Source organism: Burkholderia pyrrocinia (assembly GCF_018417535.1).
GTDB lineage: Bacteria > Pseudomonadota > Gammaproteobacteria > Burkholderiales > Burkholderiaceae > Burkholderia > Burkholderia pyrrocinia_E.
This window is the reverse complement of the sequence record NZ_CP070978.1, coordinates 1,557,224-1,573,685: the sequence shown is the minus strand read 5'-3', so window position 1 is coordinate 1,573,685 and position 16,462 is coordinate 1,557,224. Positions and strand designations below refer to the sequence as shown.

Sequence of the window (16,462 nt, the reverse complement as noted above, 5' to 3'; positions counted from 1 at the left end):
ATGGTCGATGGATCAAGCGATGCGCGTCGGCACGCGCTCGCCCGGCACGATCGCGGTGTCGTGCGCATCGAACCGCGCGCACCGGCAAGCGGGAGGCGACAGGCGGATCGCGAGCGGCGCGACGAGGGTGCCGGTGAACGCTTCGCGCCGGCGTTCGAAGCGGGCGGCGGGATCGGTCGGGCGACTCGGTCGCATGGTGTCTCCTCCGGTAGCGATGGCGTCGTTCGGACGACGACTGGATGACGCCGATGGTGCGGGCCGCATGGGAAAACACCAATGCTGCTTCGGGACAATTGTTTTAGTATTTGGGCCAAATCGGCGCTTCGAGGGTTTCTCCGCATGAGCTTCTGGGACTTCACCCGGAGTCCGGCCAGCGCCCGGCTGCTGGTCGATTTCGGCGACGAACGCGGCGTGCCGCACGCGAAACTGCTGGCCGGCACGGGGCTCGGGGACGCGCAGCTCGACGACCCGAAAGTCGAGGTGACGGCCGCGCAGGAACTGCGGCTGACCGGCAACCTGCTGCGCGCGCTCGGGCGCGCGCAGGGCCTCGGGTTCGAGGTCGGCCGGCGCTACCACTTCTCCGCGTACGGCGTGTGGGGCTATGGGTTGATCGCGAGCGCGACCGGGCGCGACGCGCTCGCGCTGGCGATGCGCTTCCTGCCGCTCACGTATGCGTTCACCGTCATCACGTACCGCGAGGAACACGACACGGGTGTGCTCGGTTTCGGCGCGCCGGAGCTCGACGGCGACCTGAGCCGGTTTCTCGTCGAACGCGACATGACGGCCGCGGCCGTGCTGCTGCAGGAAATCGCCAGCGGCGATTTCGCGTTGTCGCGTTTCACGCTGCAGGCCGTGCGTACTTCGTCGCTCGTCGTGCCGCACATCGCCGGCATCGAGCCGGCTTTCTCGGCGCGCTCGAACAGCCTCGCGTTCGACCGCGCGTTTCTCGACCGGCCGCTGCCGCACGCGAATCCGCTGACGGTATCGATGTGCGAGCAGATGTGCGGGCAACTCGTCGAAGCGCGGCGCGCGCGCGTGGGGACGTCGGAGATGGTGCGCCAGTACCTGAGCGCGACGCCCGGCACCGCGCCGTTTTCGCTCGAGGACATCGCGCGGCTGATGAACACGAGCCCGCGCACGCTCAAGCGCCGGCTGCAGGAAGAAGGCACGACGTTCCGCGCGCTGCTCGCGCAGGCGCGCGGCGCAATGGCCGAGACGCTGCTCGGCGATGCGCGCCTGTCGCTCGCGGAAGTGGCCGAGCGGCTCGGCTTCAGCGACCTGTCGAGTTTCTCGCAGGCGTTCAAGCGCTGGTACGGCGTGCCGCCGGGCGCGTATCGCAGCGGCGTGCTGCGGGACGGCAGCCATCGATGAATCGCGGTACGATCGATTGCGTTGCTGCCGACATTCCCTTCACGAGAGAACCCGCATGATCACGCTTCGCCCGATGACCGAGGACGATTTCCCGCGCTTCTGGCCGACCTTCCGCACCATCGTCGCCGCTCAGGAAACCTATGCATTCGATCCCGCACCGACGCCCGAAGCGGCGCGCGCACTGTGGCTCGATGCGCCGCTCTGCACGTGGGTCGCCGAAGAGGACGGCGTGTTGCTCGGTTCGTACTACCTGAAGGCGAACGCGGCGGGGCCCGGCAATCACGTGTGCAACTGCGGCTACATGGTGAGCGACGCCGCGCGCGGCCGCGGCGTCGCCCGCCTGATGTGCGAGCATTCGCAGCAGGTCGCGCGCGAGCGCGGCTTTCTCGCGATGCAGTTCAACTCGGTGGTCGCGACGAACGAGGTCGCGGTCGCGCTGTGGCAGAAGCTGGGATTCGACATCGTCGGCCGCCTGCCGCGCGCGTACCGCCACGCGCGGCTCGGGTTCGTCGACTGCCTCGTGATGTTCAAGTGGCTCGGCGACACGACGGCCGCCGAAGCCTGAGCACGCCGCCGCTTCGTCAGACGGCGAACGCGCCGTCGAACACGATCCGCTCGTCGAGCGCGAGCGTGCCGCGCGCGAAGATCAGGTCGAGGTGGTGGCTGCCGTTTTCGCCGCCGCCGAGCCCGAGATGCAGGCCCGGGTGGCGTTCCTCGAACCCTGCATTGCGGCCGTACAGCCCGCGGATCCCGAGGTTCGTGCCGATGCCGAATTCCTCGATCCGCCGGTGATTCGCGTGCCGGTCGAGATAGGTCGCGAAATCGCGCCGGAAGCCCGCGTCGTCGCTGTCGAAATCGACGATCGTGCTGTTCTCGACCCGCAGCGTCGCGAGCCGCTCGGCCACCTTGTACTTGATCGCGAACGGCACGGTGCCGAGAAACGTGCCGCTGAACACGACCGAGCCGCTCAGGTCGGTGACGTGCGTCGCGATCTCGCCGGGCACGACGTCGAGATTGCCCATGCCATCCACGCTCGTCCATTTCTGGTCCGGCGCGAGCGAGCCCGTCAGCGTGTTGCCGGCTTCGTCGATGAAGCGGATCCGTGATGCACGCGCGGCCGCGTCGATCAGCCGGCCGTTGCGTGCCGCGATGTCGTCGAGCGATTCGGCGAACGCCTCGTCGAGATGCGGGCCGTAATCCTTGAATAAAACCGACTTGCTCCAGTGCTCGACGATCGCGGGGCGGATCGCGGCGAGGAACGGCGGCCCGCTCGGCGACGGCGTCGGCAGGCACGACGAGTCGTACAGCAGCACGAACAGGTCGGCGCGATCGAGCGCGGCGGCGATGTCGGCGGGCGGGGTGGTTTCGAGGCAGAGGGTGGTCGCGTCGAGCGAATCGGGCAGGGCGGCAAATGCGCGCAACGCGATGTCGCGGTTGCGGATGTCATGGCCGACCAGCAGTTTTCCCGTATCGCCGCGCGCAAGCTTGTCGCGCAGCGCGGGGTGAAAGCCGAGCGCGCGGTGCAGGTTCAGCATGCGTGTCTCCGGAAGCTGGAAGCGGCGGAAGGGCCACGGCCCTTCCGCGAGAACGGGTGGCCCGCTCAGACCGGCCAGAGCGCGGTGCCGAACGGCACCACGGCGTCCTCCACCATCATGTCGACGGCCTCGGGGTGCGTGTCTTCCTGCATCCAGTCAAGCAATTCGATCTGCTGGGTTTCCTGCATGTCAATTCTCCTGTGGTGAACATGAGTGATTCAACATGAAAGCGCGGCACGGAAAGTGCCGCTCCCCATCCGGCATTTCGTGAATGCCGGACGAGTGGCGTCGATATTAGTCTGATGATTGGATGAAGGCAATGCACTGCAAGGTTTTTAGCCGAGGGGTGCTAAACACCGGACATGCGCGATCCGGCGCGGCAACGGAAGCCGATCACGCGCATCGCGCAGGCGCCGCAAGAGGCCGCTACCCGCATCAACCGAGCAGCGCTTTCCCGAGTGGCTTGACCGGCTCGGACCGCAGTACCAGCGAAGTGGTGACTGCGCCGAAGCGGGCAATCGCGTCGACGATGGTTTCCAGCTGCTCCGGTGTCGGCACCCGTACCTTCAGCAGGAAGCAATCCTCGCCGGTCATGCGGTGGACTTCGATCACATGCGGCATGGCGGCGAACGCGCTCAGCGCGGGCTTGATGTGTTCGTGCGTCGTTCTCAGCCGGATGATGGCCATCATCCCCAGCCCCAGTGCCGCCGGATCGATCCGCACGCCGTAGCCCGTGATGATGCCGCGCTCTTCCAGGCGTTTGACGCGCTCCGAGGTCGCGGGCTGCGACAGTCCGATCTGCCGGCCCACTTCGGAGAGCGGCATCCGCGCGTTTTCCTGCAGGGCTTCGAGGATGGCGATATCCAGGCGATCGAGCTCTCCGTTCGACATTGCCGCGCTCCTGTTCCGTCAAGTCATCGGCATTTTGTCTCAATAACCGATGACTTGCCATTCCGCGCGTGTTTCCGGCAGGTCAGACTGCGAACTCCTGTGTTCATGGAGGCGGGGATGGAACAAACGATTGTCATCGTGCCGGGCATCGGCAACTCGGGAGCGGATCATTGGCAGAGTCATTGGGAGGCGACGCTTCCCGGCGCCACGCGCATGATCCCGGCTTCATGGGACGCGCCCGACCTGGCCGACTGGATTGCGGCGCTGGACGAGGCCGTCGCGAAAGCCGCGACGCCGCCGCTGGTGATTTGTCATTCGCTCGGTTGCCTGTTGTTCGCGCATTGGCATGCCGCTTCGACGCGCAGCTTGCGCGGTGCGTTTCTCGTCGCGGTGCCCGATCCGGGCGGCCCGCATTTCCCCGTCGCCGCAAAGGCATTCGCGAATTTGCCGGCCGGTGATTTCGACGGCCTGCCGGTCCTGGCGATCGCCAGTTCGGATGACCCGTACGACCCGTCGGGGCGTGGGGTTGCGTGGGCAACAGAGTACGGCGCGACGCCGCTTCTGCTCGGCGCGCGTGGCCATCTGAACGCGGACGCGGGGTTGGGGGAGTGGCGCGAAGGCGGTGCATTGCTCACGGCCTTTACTGCAGGATTGGGCGGATAGCGCAGGCAGGCGGCGGGCGCGCTCACGAGCTTTTCGTCGCCGCACGGAAGAACCGGAAGCGGTCGCGATCGTCGCTGGATTCCGGTCGCCGGCGCATGCCGTCGGGACGAACGGTCAAGTATGATCGCTCGACAGCGCCGTCAGCCTCGGCAATCGGGATTGACGCACGCCCGGCGGCGGATTCCGCGTCGACGACGCAGCGACTGACGTTCGCGACGTCACGTCGGCGTTGCGGGTGCGCGCGTCCTGGCCTCGAACGACAACGGAGACAACCTGATGCCCACAGCGCCGCAACCGGAGCGTGCCGGCCCATCGCGGCCGGACGCCGGCGCAACCGAACCCGACCGTATGGCCGCGTGGCGGCTCGCGATCTGCCTGTCGCTCGGCAGCGCGATCGCGCTCGGCCTCGCGCGCTTTTCGTATGCACTGCTGCTGCCGCCGATGAAGGCCGATCTCGGCTGGACATTCGCGCAGGCCGGCGCGCTGAACACGGCGAACGCAGCCGGTTACCTGATCGGCGCGCTCGCGTTTCCATTGCTGTCGCGGCGCTGGCGCGCGGGCACGCTGCTCGCGGCCGGCTGCGCGCTCACTGCGTTGCTGATGGCCGCGTGCGGGTTCACGTCGGACATGCACGCGTTGCTCGTGCAGCGGCTCGCGACCGGCGTCGGCAGCGCGCTGATCTTCATCAGCGGCGGCGTGCTGGCCGCGCGGCTCGCGTCGGCGTCGCCGCGTGATGCGGGGCTGCTGCTCGGCCTTTATTACGGCGGTACGGGATGGGGCATCGTCGCGTCGTCGCTGCTCGTGCCGGCGACGCTCGCGCATGGAGTGCACGGCTGGCAGCCCGCGTGGTTCGCGCTCGCGTTCGCGTGCGTGCTGTTCTCGGCGGTGGCCGTGTCGGCCGCGCATCGCATCGAGCGCGCGCATGCGGCACCGGCCGCGCCGCGCGACGGCGCGGCATCGGCCGTCACCGCGAGCCCGGCCCGCTTTGCGCTCGCGCTGATCGGCTACGGCCTGTTCGGCGTCGGCTATATCGGCTACATGACGTTCATCGTCGCGCTGCTGCGCGGCGCGGGGATGAGCGGTACGGTGGTTGCCGCGTTCTACGTGATGCTCGGCGTCGCGACCGTCGTATCGGCGCGGCTGTGGTCGGGGCTGCTCGACCGGATGCGCGGCGGCCAGGCGCTGGCCGTGCTCAACGCGCTGCTCGGCATCGCCACGCTGATGCCCGCGATGTTCGTGCATCCGGCCGCCGCGTTCGCATCGGGCGTGCTGTTCGGCGCGACGTTCCTGTCGGCGGTTGCATCGACGACGGCCTTCGTGCGGCACAACCTGCCGCCCGACGGCTGGGCGAAAGGCATCAGCGCGTTCACGACGGTCTTCGCGTTCGGCCAGATTGCCGGGCCTGTCGCGATCGGCTGGGTGTCGGACAGCGCGGGGCTCGCGCGCGGGCTCGTGTATTCGGCGCTGACGCTGTTCGCGGGCGCCGCGCTCGCGGCCGGGCAGCGCGCGTTGCGGGCGTCCGCGTAGTCACGCGAAGGTCACCGCACGCACGCCGTGCGCGATACGCGATGGAACGCGCGGCTGAAGCAGATGAGGCTGTCGCCATCGTCGCGCACGCGGATCGACGTCGCCTCGATGAACATCACCGAATGCGAGCCGACTTCCTTCATCTCGGCGATCGTGCCCTGCAGGCTCGCGAGCGCGTTGCGCAGCACGGGCACGTCCTGTTCGCCGCGATCCCACACGGGCAGTTCGAAGCGACGCTCCATCGGCAGGTCGGTGAGCCCCGCGACATGCCGCGCGAGCAGTTCGTGCTCGGCCGGCAGCACGTTGATGCAGACATGGCGGTTGCGCTCGAAGGTCGCGTGCATCGCGCTCGACCGGTTGAGGCACACGAGCAACGTCGGCGGCGCGTCGGTGACGGAGCACACGGCGCTCGCGGTGATCCCGCAGCGGCTTCGGGCCGCGCTTCGCGGTGCTCGGGCTGCTCGAATTCATCGACTGGGGCGGCTGCGACATCCTGTATTACGCGTCGAAGTATCTGGCCGGCGAGATCGGCCCGCGTTTCGCGCCGGCCGCGAGCGTCGTGCGCAACATGGAGGCCGGGCGCGACGAGGAACAGCGACACCGGCCACGACGCGTGATAGCGCGCGAGCAGCGCGGTCGGGATCAGCGGCGACATCTCGCCCGCGACGATCGATGCGACTTCATGCCCGAGCGCGACGCCCGAGTAGCGCACCTCGGTGCTGAACAGCTCGCCGACGAGCGCGGGCAGCGTGCCGATCATCGCGCCGTGGCTGACGGCCGTGCCGATCGTCAGCGCGAGCCGCACGAGCGGCGGCGCGCGCGTGTCGGGCAGCCAGAAGAACGGAAACGCGCACGCGACGAGGCTCAGCGCGCAGATCAGGTACACCGGCTTGCGGCCGATCCGGTCGGACAGCCGGCCCCATGCGAGCATCGCGCCCATCTCGACGATCATCGTGATCATTACGCCGGTCAGCATCACGCTGTTGGGGATGCCGACCTACTTGCCGTTGACGAGCGAGAACGCGAGGAAGATATAGGCGCCGCCGTTCTCGGCCACGCGCAGCCCCATCGCGAGCAGGATTTCCTTCGGGTGGCCAGCCCCACAAACGAATTTTTCCAAGCAGGGGAGCGTACGTTATTAGCGAGAACAGGCCATAGGTTGTCGCCGCCGCCGGCCTCGGTCAAATCCGCAGAAAAAGGGGAGTGTCATCACTCCCGCAAATGATGGTCGCGGCGGGTGCGCGCCGCTATTTCACGCGCGCCTGCAGCAACGCGACGATGCGTTGCACCAGCGGCGGCAGGTATGCGCCCGCTCGATGCATCGCGGCGATGCACCGTCCCAGGTCGAGTTCGCCGGGCAGCAGGTCGAGCGCGCGCAGCCCGTCGAGCTGATCGAGCGCCTCGGTCCCGCCGACGCACAGCAGCGGCGTGCCGCGCAGCAGGTGCAGCAGCGACGTGCTGCCGAAATCCGTTTCGACGCGCAGGCGCGGGCCCGCCAGGCCGCGCGCGCGGAATGCGTCGTCGATCTGGCGCCGCACGGGCAGCGTCGCCTCGGGCAGCAGCCATTCCTGGTCGGCGAGATCGGCGAGCGTGAGGCCGCGCTTGCGCTGCAGCGGATGCGCTGCGTCGGCGAGCACCGACAGGCGGTCGCGGAACAGCTCGACGCGCGCGAGCGTCGCGTCCGGCTGCTGCGGCGCGGGTGCCACGACGAGATCGAGCTCGCCGGCCGCGAGCAGGTCGAGTAGCTCGCGCGCGAGCCGGCAGCGCAGCCGCAGCTTCGCGGCCGGCCGCTCGCCGATCAGTTGCCGGCACGCGCCGAGCACGAGCGCATTCGGCACGGTCGGCGAGTAGCCGATCCGCACGACGCCCTGTTCGCCGCCGCGGATCGCGCGCATCTCCTGCATCGCATCGTCGAATTCGAGCGCGATCCGCTGCGCGCGCGCGACGAACCGCGCTCCGGCCGGCGTCGGCGTCATGCCGCTTGCGGTTCGTTCGAACAGGGTCACGCCGACCTGCGTCTCCAGCCGCTGCACGGCCTTGGTCAGCGCCGGCTGCGACAGGCCCAACGCGTCGGCGGCCTTGCCGATGCTGCCGTGCCGTTCGACGGCCAGCAGGTATTCCAGATCGCGCGTATCCATCAGGGGATTCCCACGAGTTATGACTTTATAGCCAGTGATGCATTGTGGTGATGCCCGTGCATCTTACAGACTGGCGGCATCGTTCGACCAGGAGAATTCGCTTGAGCTTCGCCTACTTTCTGCGGCGCGCGGCCCGCTACTGGGGCGGCCAGCCCGCCGTGCTGCATCGCGACCGCGCCGTCACCTATCGACAACTCGATGAGCGTTCGACACGGCTCGCGAATGCGCTGCGCGGGCTGGGCTTCGCGCCCGGCGCACGGATCGCCGTGCAGGCGCGCAACTGCATCGAGCTCGTCGAGATCGAGTGCGCGCTCTACAAGGCCGGCCTCGTGAAGGCCGCGCTGAACCCGCGCTTCACCGCGGCCGAGGCGGCCGACGTCGTCGGCAACTGCACGCCCGTCGCGTTCATTGGCGGCCGCGGCTATACGCATTACACGCCCGACTCGCCGGGCTTCATGTCGGTCGAGCGCTTCGTATCGCTCGACGGCTGCGTAGATGGCTACCTCGATTACGAAACGCTGCTCGCGCAGGGCAGCGACACGATGCCCGACTACGTGCCGACAGCCGACGATCTCGCGGTCCTGCATTTCTCGTCGGGCTCGACGGGCCGGATCAAGGCCGCGATGCAGAGCTACGGCAACCGGATCGCGTCGCTGCGCAAGATCGTGCTGGGGATGGACCGTCCCGCGCAGCCCGGCGACCGGCTCGCGCTGATCGGACCGATCACGCACGCGTCGGGGATGCTGATGCAGCCCTACCTGTTCTGCGGCGCGACGCTCGTGTTGTTCGACGCGTTCGAGCCTGCACACTTCCTGGCCGAAGTGGCGCGGCTGCGGATCACGCACGCGTTCATGGTGCCGGCGATGATCAACATGGTGCTGAACGAGCCGGATCTCGCGCACGCCGACCTGCGCAGCCTGAAGGTGCTGGGCTACGGCGCGGCGCCGATGGCGCCGGCGCGCATCGAGGAGGCGTGGTCGCGCATCGGCCCGGTGCTGTCGCAAGGCTATGGCGCCAGCGAGTCGACGTCTGGCGTCACGCGTCTGGGCATCGCCGATCACGCGCACGCGCTGCTGTCCGATCATGCGCGACTCGCGTCGTGCGGCCGGGCGCTCGGCGAGACGGAGGTGCGCGTGGTCGACGCGAATGGGCGCGAAGTCGAAGGCGACCAGATCGGCGAGATCGTGATTCGCGGCGCTGACGTGTTCCAGGGCTACTGGAACGCGCCGGAGTTGACGCGTGAGGTACTGATCGACGGCTGGCTGCATACGGGCGATCTCGCGCGCACCGATGACGAAGGCTTCATCTACCTCGTCGACCGCAAGAACGACATGATCATTTCGGGCGGCTTCAACGTGTACCCGACGGAAGTCGAGGCGACGCTGTATCGGCATGCGGACGTGCTCGAGGCATGCGTCGTCGGCGTGCCCGATGAAAAGTGGGGCGAGGCCGTGAAGGCTGTCGTGGTGCTGAAGCCCGGCCGCGACGCGCAGGCTGCCGATCTCGTCGCGCATTGCCGCGCGCTGCTCGCCGACTACAAGCTGCCGCGCGCCGTCGATTTCGTCGCGGAGCTGCCGAAGAACGCCAGCGGCAAGATCGCCCGCAAGCTCGTACGCGAGCAGTACTGGCACGGCGTCGCGCGTCGCGTCAACTGAAGGAGACACTCTCATGTTCGATCACCTGGATCGCCCCGAATTCGTCGCGCTGCGCGCGGCCGTGCTGCGCTTCGTCGACGACGAGCTGCGCCCGATCGAGCGCGAGCTCGGGCTCGACTCCGAAGATGTCTGGCCGCGCGACGTGCTGCGTCGCGTATGGCAACGCTCGGCCGCACTCGGCTTTTACACCGCGAGCCTGCCCGTTCAGATCGGCGGCCAGGGGCTGTCGATCGCTGAAGTGTGTGCACTGAAGGCGGACCTGGCCGCGTGCGGCGCGGCGCTTGCGCCGCACGTGCTCGGCGAACTCGGCGGGCCGCCGCGCGTCGGCAACATGCTGAAGCACGCGACGCCCGCGCAGCTCGAACGCTATTTCAAGCCGGTGATGCGCGGCGAGAAATCGACCTGCTTCGCGCTGACCGAGCCGCACTCGGGTTCGGACGCACTGAGCATCCGCACCACGGCGGTCGAGGACGGCGATTCGCTCGTCATCAAAGGCACGAAGCACTACATCAGCGGCGCGCCGTTCGCCGATTTCGCGATCGTGATGTGCGTGACCGACGCGGCCGCGACGCCGCCGCAGATCACGGCGGTGCTCGTCGATCTCGACCTGCCGGGCGTCACCGTCGAGCACGAATACGTGCCGATGTCGGGCCAGCACATCGACGCCGACATCCGCTTCGACAACGTGCGCGTGCCGCGCGAGAACGTGTTCGGCGGTATTGGCAACGGCTTCAAGCTCGGCATGTCGCGGATCAACGTGAACCGGCTGCTGCATTGCCCGACGATGCTCGGCCTCGCGATGTCGGCCTACCGTGCGTCGCTCGACTACGCGCGCACGCGCCGGCAGTTCGGCGGCCCGATCGCGCGCTTCCAGGCGATCCAGCACATGCTCGCCGACATGGCCGCCGCGCTGTGGGCGTGTGAAAGCATGATCGCGCACACCGCCGCGCTCGCCGACGCGGGCGCCGACCTGCGCATGGCTGCTGCTGCGTGCAAGCTGTTTGTTTCGGAGCGCTGCTTCGAGGTCGCGGACAAGGCCGTGCAGATTCACGGCAACGTCGGCGTGACACGCGGCCATCCGGTCGAGCAGACCTTCCGCAAGCTGCGGATGTTCCGGATCCTGACTGGCACGAGCGAGATCCAGCGCAACACGATCGCGAAGGCGATTCTCGAACCGGCCGGCGCGGGGCGCGACGCATGACGGCGCACGACGGCATGCGCGGTCCCTGGCTGACCGAAAACGGCGATGCGCCGGCCTGGTCGTGCCTGAACGGCGTGCGCATCGTCGATGCGGGCCAGCTGCTGCCCGGGCCGCATGCGTGCGCGCTGCTGCGCCAGCTCGGCGCCGACGTGATCAAGGTCGAGCCGCCGGGCGGCGACGCGTTGCGGCAGTTCGGTCAGGACACGTTCGCGCAGTTCAACCGCGGCAAGCGCTCGATCGTGCTCGACTTGAAGACGCCGGACGGACGCGCGCGCTTTCTCGATCTCGTGAGCGATGCCGATGCGGTGGTCGAAGGCAACCGGCCCGGCGCGATGGCGCGGCTCGGGCTCGATTACGACGCGCTGGCCCGCGCGAATCCACGCGTCGTGCTGTGCTCGATCACCGGATACGGGCAGAACGGCCCGTACGCGAACCGTCCCGGTCACGACCTGAACTTTCTTGCAGACGCCGGTTACTGGTCGGTTCCCGCGCAGCTTCACGACACGATCGCGCGGCCGCGGGTGCGGCTCGCGGACCATGCGGCCGCGCTGCACGCGGCGCTCGCGCTCGCCGTGGCCGTGATGAGCGCGCGCGCGAACGGGATCGGCCAGCATCTCGACGTATCGATCCACGACGCGATTTTCGCGTGGATCGCGCCGGCCGCCTGGGCGTTGCGCACGGGCCGCGATGCACCGGACGGCGCGCGCTGGGTGATGCCCGACAACGACCTGTTCGAGACTGCCGACGGCCGACACATCGTGCTGGCGACACTCGAGGACAAGTTCTGGGCGGCGTTCGCGGATGCGCTCGGCGATGCGTATCCGGCGCTGCGCGAGCCGTGCTTCGCGCAGCGCGCGGGCCGGCAGCGACACCGGCAGGCGCTTGGCGCGCTGTTGCGCACGCTGTTCGCGACGCGCACGCAGGACGACTGGATGCGTGCGCTCGGTGCGCTCGGGCTGCCCGTGTCGCGCGTGCCGGAACCCGGCGCGGTATTCGACGATCCGCACGTACGCGCACGCGGCGTCGCGCGCGAGGTGGCGGCCGACCGGACGCTCGCGGTGCGCTTCCCGGTGAAGTTCTCGCTCGGGCTGCCGGACGGCGACGACCGCGTGCCGGGCGTCGGCGAGGACGGCGTGTAGCGGCCGCGCGCGACGGCCCAGACAAGACAACACGGAGACACGAATGACGACAGGCGACACGCAATACCGTCCGGCCCGCGCATGGTCGATCGCGATCATGCTCGCGCTGATGATGCTGGTGAATTTTCTCGACAAGGTGGCGCTCGGGCTCGTGTCGGTGCCGATGATGCGCGAGCTGCATCTGAGCCCGACGCAGTTCGGCCTGATCGGCGGCAGCCTCAACTGGCTGTTCGCGGTCGCGGCTATCGCGGGCGGCATCGCCGCGAACCGCTGGCCGGCGAAGTGGCTGCTGTTCGGGATGGCGGCCGCATGGTCGGTGCTGCAGTTGCCGATGCTGGTCGCGGGGTCGATCTGGGTCGTGATCGCGTGCCGCGTGCTGCTCGGCGCCGGCGAAGGGCCCGCGTCGCCGGTCGCCGTGCATGCGCTCTACAAGTGGTTTCCGGATGTGTGGCGCAACCTGCCGGTCGCGCTGCTGCATCAGGGCAGCGCGCTCGGCATGCTGATCGCGGGTCTGTCGATTCCGGTCGTGACGTCGCACTGGGGCTGGCGCGCGAACTTCGCGGTGCTCGCGCTGCTCGGTGCGCTGTGGTGCGTTGCGTGGGCCATGTTCGGCGAGGAGGGCACGCTCGTGCGCGGCGGCCGTGCGGCAGGCACGGCAGGCGATGAGCGCGTGCCGTACGGGCTGCTGCTGACCGATCGCACGGTGATCGGCAATTTCCTCGGGCATTTCGCGGCGAACTGGATCCTGGCGATGAGCCTCACGTGGATGCCGGCCTATCTGCAGCTCGGGCTCGGCTTCGAGCCGCATGCGGCCGGGCGGATGTTCGCGCTGTTCGTGGCTGTCACGTCGCCGCTGAGCCTCGGACTCGCGTGGCTGTCGCAGACGCTGCTCGCGCGCGGTGTGCCGTCGCGTTACGGGCGCGGCGTATTCGTCGCGGTGACGCTCGCGATTGCGGGGCTGATGCTGGCGGCGCTTGTGCTGCCGGACCTGCCGCGTGCGGTAAAGCTCGCGTTGCTGACCTGCGGCAGCGGAATGACGCTGACGATGTATTCGATTGGCCCGGCGATGCTCGCCGAAGTCACGCCCGACGCGCAGCGCGGCGGCGTGCTCGCGCTCAGCAATGGCTTCGCGTCGCTCGCGGGCCTCGGCGCGCCGATCGTGACGGGGATGCTGATCGACGCGACCGGCGCGTCGACCGCACGCGGCTTCGAGCAAGCGAGCTTCGTATGCGGCGTGGTCCTCGTGTTGTGCGGGTTGCTCGGCGCGCTGTGTCTCGATCCGCAGCGTTCGCTGCGTCGTCTGGCGCAACGGCCGAGCGACATGCCGGGCGCGATGCGCGGGTCGCGCGGCTAGCGCAGCAGCGCAGGCCGGACCGGAACGGAGACCGTTCCTGAAATACAGTAATCCTTATCGATTGGCAGGGAAGCAGGAAGAGAGACGATTCGACAACAAGGAGGGGACGCATGAGAAGGATGATGATAGCGGCGCTGATCGGCGCGCTTTCGGGGGCCGTGCACGCGCAGTCCAGCGTGACGCTGTTCGGCCGGATCGGCGGCGGCGTGCGCTGGGTGAACGGCTTGCCGGGCGGCAGTCAGGTCGGCTTCAACAACAACATCATCGCCGGCAACGAGTTCGGCATTCGCGGCAAGGAGGATCTCGGCGGCGGGCTGAAGGCACTGTTCGTGCTCGATGGCGCGTTCAACAGCGGTACCGGCGCGCTCAAGACCTCGGGCACGCTGTTTTCGCAGGCCGCGTATGTCGGCCTTTCGGGTGATTTCGGCCGCGTGACGCTCGGCCGCCAGTTCAACGCGGCCGAGGATCTCGGCATCGCACTCGATCCGCTCGGCGGTCGCGGGCAGTCGCTCGCGGTCGAACCGGGCGTCCTGTTCGACGGCAACTTCTTCACGCTCGATTCACGTTTCAACAACACGATCAAGTATCTCGGGCAGGCCGGCGGGCTGCGGGTCGGCGCGAGCTATTCGCCGGGCGGCGTCGCGGGCAGCTCGCACGCGGGCATGAGCTACTCGGCCGCCGCGATGTATACGTTTGCCGACCTGATGGGCGGCGTGTCGTACGCGAAGACGTACAGCCCCGACGGAACGCAAGCGGCACAGACGATCCAGACGGGCGGCACGCTGCAGCTCGGCCGCGCGCGCTTCTACCTGAGCTATGCGTCGCTGAACGTGACCGCGAACAAGGCCGGTGCGCCGTCGCGGCGCGATGACATCCCGTCGTTCGGCGTCGTCGTGCAGCCGCTGCCGTCGGTGCAACTGAGCGCGGCCGCGTTCTACGACCGCGCGCGCAATCTCGGCAACGTGCGGAACGCGGACGGCCACAAGCTGACGGCCTATGCGATCGCCGAGTACTTCCTGTCGAAGCGCACCGAACTGTATGTGGAAGTCGATCGCAACGGGATGACGGGCGCGTACATGCGCGACCCCGTGACGATCTCGGCGTTGAACCTGCGGCGCGGTGCGAGCGCGACGACCGGTGTGTCGATCGGCCTGATGACGCAGTTCTGACGTTTACCTCAACCGAATTTTCGGAGCTTTATTCGATCATGCGTACTTCATCCCAACTTGTCGCGGCGCTACTCACGGCCGCATGCTGCACCATCGCCGCCCATGCGCAATCCGACGCCGCGAGCGCGACGGCCCCGTCATCGGCGCCCATGCAGGAATCCGCGCAGGCGCCTGCGTCGGCCGGCCTGTCGCCGGCGCAACGCAAGGCAGCCGACCGCAAGCTGCAACGCCGCGTCAGCACGACGCTCGCGCGTACCAAAAACCTGAACGCGACGCGCATCCTGGTGCGGGTGCTCGACGGCAACGTGACGCTGGCCGGCTCGGTCACGGATACGAACCAGGTGAATCTCGCGGCGGCGGTCGCGCGGCGCATCGACGGTGTCGCGTCGGTTTCGAACCTGTTGCGCATCGACGGCCAGCAGCCCTGATTTCCGGGCGTGTCGCCCGTTCTCGTTCCACTACGAGGCATGACTCGATGCGAATTCATCGACGCTTTCCTGCTACCCGGCGCACCCGCCGGCTGGCCGGCACCTTCGTGCTGGCGGGTGGGCTCGCGCTCGCGGCGCCCCTCGCGACTGCTGCGCCCGCCGCGGCCGACGTCGCCACGCCGGGCATGATGCAGGGCTTCCCGCCGCCGGCCGACCAGGCCGTTAACAACGCGAACGCGTTCACGCCTGCGCGCCTGCGCTGGGCGTTGGGCAACACGCGGCTGGTCGCGCCGACGGCCGGCATCCGGCACGCGGCCGCGCCGACGCCGCTCCCCGAACAACCGGCGCCCGGTCTCGACGCGCTGCCCGTGACGATCGGCGGCGAAACGCTGACGCTCGACGCGTACCTGCTCGCGACCCATACCGACGGCTTCATCGTTCTGCAGCGCGGGCGGATCGTCTACGAGCGGTATTTCGACGGCTTTCGGCCCGACCAGCCGCACGCGTGGGCGTCGATGACGAAATCGGTGACGGGCCTGCTGGCCGCGCAGATGATCGAATCGGGCGTGCTCGCGTCAGACGCGCCGCTGTCGCGCGTGGTGCCGGAGCTTGCCGACACGCCGTTCGGCAGTGCGACGCTGCAGCAGAACCTGGACATGGAAGTGCCCACCGCCTATACGCCGGGCGTGCCGCCCGATCTCGGCCTGTTCGGCGCCGTCGGGCTGGTGCCGCACCGCGAAGGCGCGCCGTCCAGCATCGTCGACTTCCTGCAGACCGTGCGGCGCGTGCCGGACGTGGCGCCGGGCAGCACGTGGTTCTACCAGAACGGCTCGCCGGAAGCCGTCGCGTGGGCGATGCAGCGCGCGACGGGGCAGTCGTGGAGCGCACTGGTCGAGCGGTGGCTGTGGCGCGATTTCGCGGAAGACGATGCGTATGTTGCCGTGGATCGCAACGCGATGGCGATGGCGAGCGGCGGGCTGTATACGACGCTGCGCGATGCCGCGCGCTTCGCGGAACGCGTGCGTACCGGATTCGGCGGTAAGTCGGGTACGCTGCCTGCCGCGACGATTCGCGCGGCGCTGCAGCCTGCGCACAACGCGGCGCTGTTCGCGAAGGGCAACGTCGTTCCCGGCAAGGACGGCTATGCGTATCGCGACTACTGGTATCAGGTGAACGACGGCGACGGCTCGTTCGCGGCGGCGGGGCGGTTCGGCCAGTCGATCCTCGTCGATCCGAAGGCCGCGCTGACGATCGTCAAGTTCTCGTCGTCGCCGGACTTCGCGCCGCGTGCGCTCGAGTCGCACGGCGACGCGTCGCGGCCGCGTGCCGCGCTCGAACGCGGCGACGCGTTGAGCGCAGTGGCGCGCGCGGTCGCGGAGCGGCTGCGGTAA

The 16,462-nt window shown here is 68.7% G+C and carries 16 protein-coding genes and 3 pseudogenes; 12 read left to right on the top strand and 7 right to left on the bottom strand.

The window, feature by feature from the left end:
- Positions 1-12 precede the first annotated feature (12 nt).
- Positions 13-195 carry a hypothetical protein gene (locus JYG32_RS25160; RefSeq protein ID WP_213267539.1) on the bottom strand — a complete coding sequence of 61 codons (183 nt, stop codon included), beginning with the start codon at positions 193-195 and terminating at the stop codon, positions 13-15.
- A 144-nt stretch (positions 196-339) separates the two neighbouring features.
- On the opposite strand from JYG32_RS25160, the gene JYG32_RS25155 reads away from it, so the two are divergent.
- The gene (locus JYG32_RS25155) at positions 340-1,371 is read left to right on the top strand and encodes an AraC family transcriptional regulator (RefSeq protein WP_174382681.1); all 1,032 of its coding nucleotides are present in this window, start codon (positions 340-342) and stop codon (positions 1,369-1,371) included.
- A gap of 55 nt (positions 1,372-1,426) precedes the next feature.
- Positions 1,427-1,936 (top strand): GNAT family N-acetyltransferase, encoded by a 510-nt coding sequence (locus JYG32_RS25150; RefSeq protein ID WP_213267361.1) that lies wholly within the window; start codon positions 1,427-1,429, stop codon positions 1,934-1,936.
- Positions 1,937-1,952: 16 nt separating this feature from the next.
- On the opposite strand, the gene JYG32_RS25145 is transcribed toward JYG32_RS25150, so the two are convergent.
- The 3 genes from JYG32_RS25145 to JYG32_RS25140 all read right to left on the bottom strand — a co-directional run bounded on the left by JYG32_RS25145 (position 1,953) and on the right by JYG32_RS25140 (position 3,797).
- Entirely contained in the window at positions 1,953-2,906 is a 954-nt protein-coding gene (locus JYG32_RS25145; RefSeq protein WP_174382683.1) for a leucyl aminopeptidase, read from the bottom strand.
- 65 nt (positions 2,907-2,971) lie between these two features.
- Positions 2,972-3,094 carry a hypothetical protein gene (locus JYG32_RS39490; protein ID WP_006479692.1) on the bottom strand — a complete coding sequence of 41 codons (123 nt, stop codon included), beginning with the start codon at positions 3,092-3,094 and terminating at the stop codon, positions 2,972-2,974.
- A gap of 247 nt (positions 3,095-3,341) precedes the next feature.
- Positions 3,342-3,797, bottom strand: a complete 456-nt coding sequence (locus JYG32_RS25140) for an Lrp/AsnC family transcriptional regulator (protein WP_174382684.1) — start codon at positions 3,795-3,797, stop codon at positions 3,342-3,344.
- A 117-nt stretch (positions 3,798-3,914) separates the two neighbouring features.
- Between JYG32_RS25140 and JYG32_RS25135 the strand changes: the two genes are divergently transcribed.
- Together JYG32_RS25135 and JYG32_RS25130 are read left to right on the top strand one after the other, a co-directional pair.
- Positions 3,915-4,460 carry an RBBP9/YdeN family alpha/beta hydrolase gene (locus tag JYG32_RS25135; RefSeq protein ID WP_213267360.1) on the top strand — a complete coding sequence of 182 codons (546 nt, stop codon included), beginning with the start codon at positions 3,915-3,917 and terminating at the stop codon, positions 4,458-4,460.
- Positions 4,461-4,736: 276 nt separating this feature from the next.
- Positions 4,737-5,987, top strand: coding sequence for a YbfB/YjiJ family MFS transporter (locus tag JYG32_RS25130; protein WP_213267359.1), 1,251 nt, complete (start codon positions 4,737-4,739; stop codon positions 5,985-5,987).
- An 11-nt stretch (positions 5,988-5,998) separates the two neighbouring features.
- Here JYG32_RS25130 and JYG32_RS25125 read toward each other — a convergent pair.
- Positions 5,999-6,412: pseudogene (locus JYG32_RS25125) on the bottom strand (flavin reductase); the annotation flags it as partial.
- On the opposite strand from JYG32_RS25125, the pseudogene JYG32_RS25120 reads away from it, so the two are divergent.
- Positions 6,409-6,573, top strand: a pseudogene (locus tag JYG32_RS25120) (3-hydroxyacyl-CoA dehydrogenase); the annotation flags it as partial. The pseudogenes JYG32_RS25125 and JYG32_RS25120 sit on opposite strands and share 4 nt — an antisense overlap.
- On the opposite strand, the pseudogene JYG32_RS25115 reads toward JYG32_RS25120, so the two are convergent.
- Positions 6,520-7,116, bottom strand: a pseudogene (locus JYG32_RS25115) (MFS transporter); the annotation flags it as partial. The pseudogenes JYG32_RS25120 and JYG32_RS25115 sit on opposite strands and share 54 nt — an antisense overlap.
- A gap of 118 nt (positions 7,117-7,234) precedes the next feature.
- Positions 7,235-8,125 (bottom strand): LysR family transcriptional regulator, encoded by an 891-nt coding sequence (locus JYG32_RS25110; RefSeq protein ID WP_213267358.1) that lies wholly within the window; start codon positions 8,123-8,125, stop codon positions 7,235-7,237.
- Between the two features lie 101 nt (positions 8,126-8,226).
- Here JYG32_RS25110 and JYG32_RS25105 point away from each other — a divergent pair, with 101 nt between their 5' ends.
- The 7 genes from JYG32_RS25105 (at position 8,227) to JYG32_RS25075 (ending at position 16,462) form a co-directional block, all read left to right on the top strand.
- On the top strand, positions 8,227-9,780 hold the full coding sequence (locus tag JYG32_RS25105) for an AMP-binding protein (RefSeq protein WP_213267357.1): 1,554 nt from the start codon (positions 8,227-8,229) through the stop codon (positions 9,778-9,780).
- A gap of 13 nt (positions 9,781-9,793) precedes the next feature.
- Positions 9,794-10,981 (top strand): acyl-CoA dehydrogenase family protein, encoded by a 1,188-nt coding sequence (locus JYG32_RS25100; protein ID WP_213267356.1) that lies wholly within the window; start codon positions 9,794-9,796, stop codon positions 10,979-10,981.
- Positions 10,978-12,120, top strand: a complete 1,143-nt coding sequence (locus JYG32_RS25095) for a CaiB/BaiF CoA transferase family protein (protein WP_249744874.1) — start codon at positions 10,978-10,980, stop codon at positions 12,118-12,120. The genes JYG32_RS25100 and JYG32_RS25095 overlap by 4 nt, the downstream gene beginning before the upstream one ends.
- 43 nt (positions 12,121-12,163) lie before the next feature.
- A complete protein-coding gene (locus JYG32_RS25090) occupies positions 12,164-13,474 on the top strand; it encodes an MFS transporter (protein ID WP_213267355.1) in 1,311 nt (436 codons plus the stop codon).
- 110 nt (positions 13,475-13,584) lie between these two features.
- Entirely contained in the window at positions 13,585-14,643 is a 1,059-nt protein-coding gene (locus JYG32_RS25085) for a porin (RefSeq protein WP_174382691.1), read from the top strand.
- Positions 14,644-14,681: 38 nt separating this feature from the next.
- Entirely contained in the window at positions 14,682-15,071 is a 390-nt protein-coding gene (locus tag JYG32_RS25080; protein ID WP_174382692.1) for a BON domain-containing protein, read from the top strand.
- A 47-nt stretch (positions 15,072-15,118) separates the two neighbouring features.
- A complete protein-coding gene (locus tag JYG32_RS25075; RefSeq protein WP_213267354.1) occupies positions 15,119-16,462 on the top strand; it encodes a serine hydrolase domain-containing protein in 1,344 nt (447 codons plus the stop codon).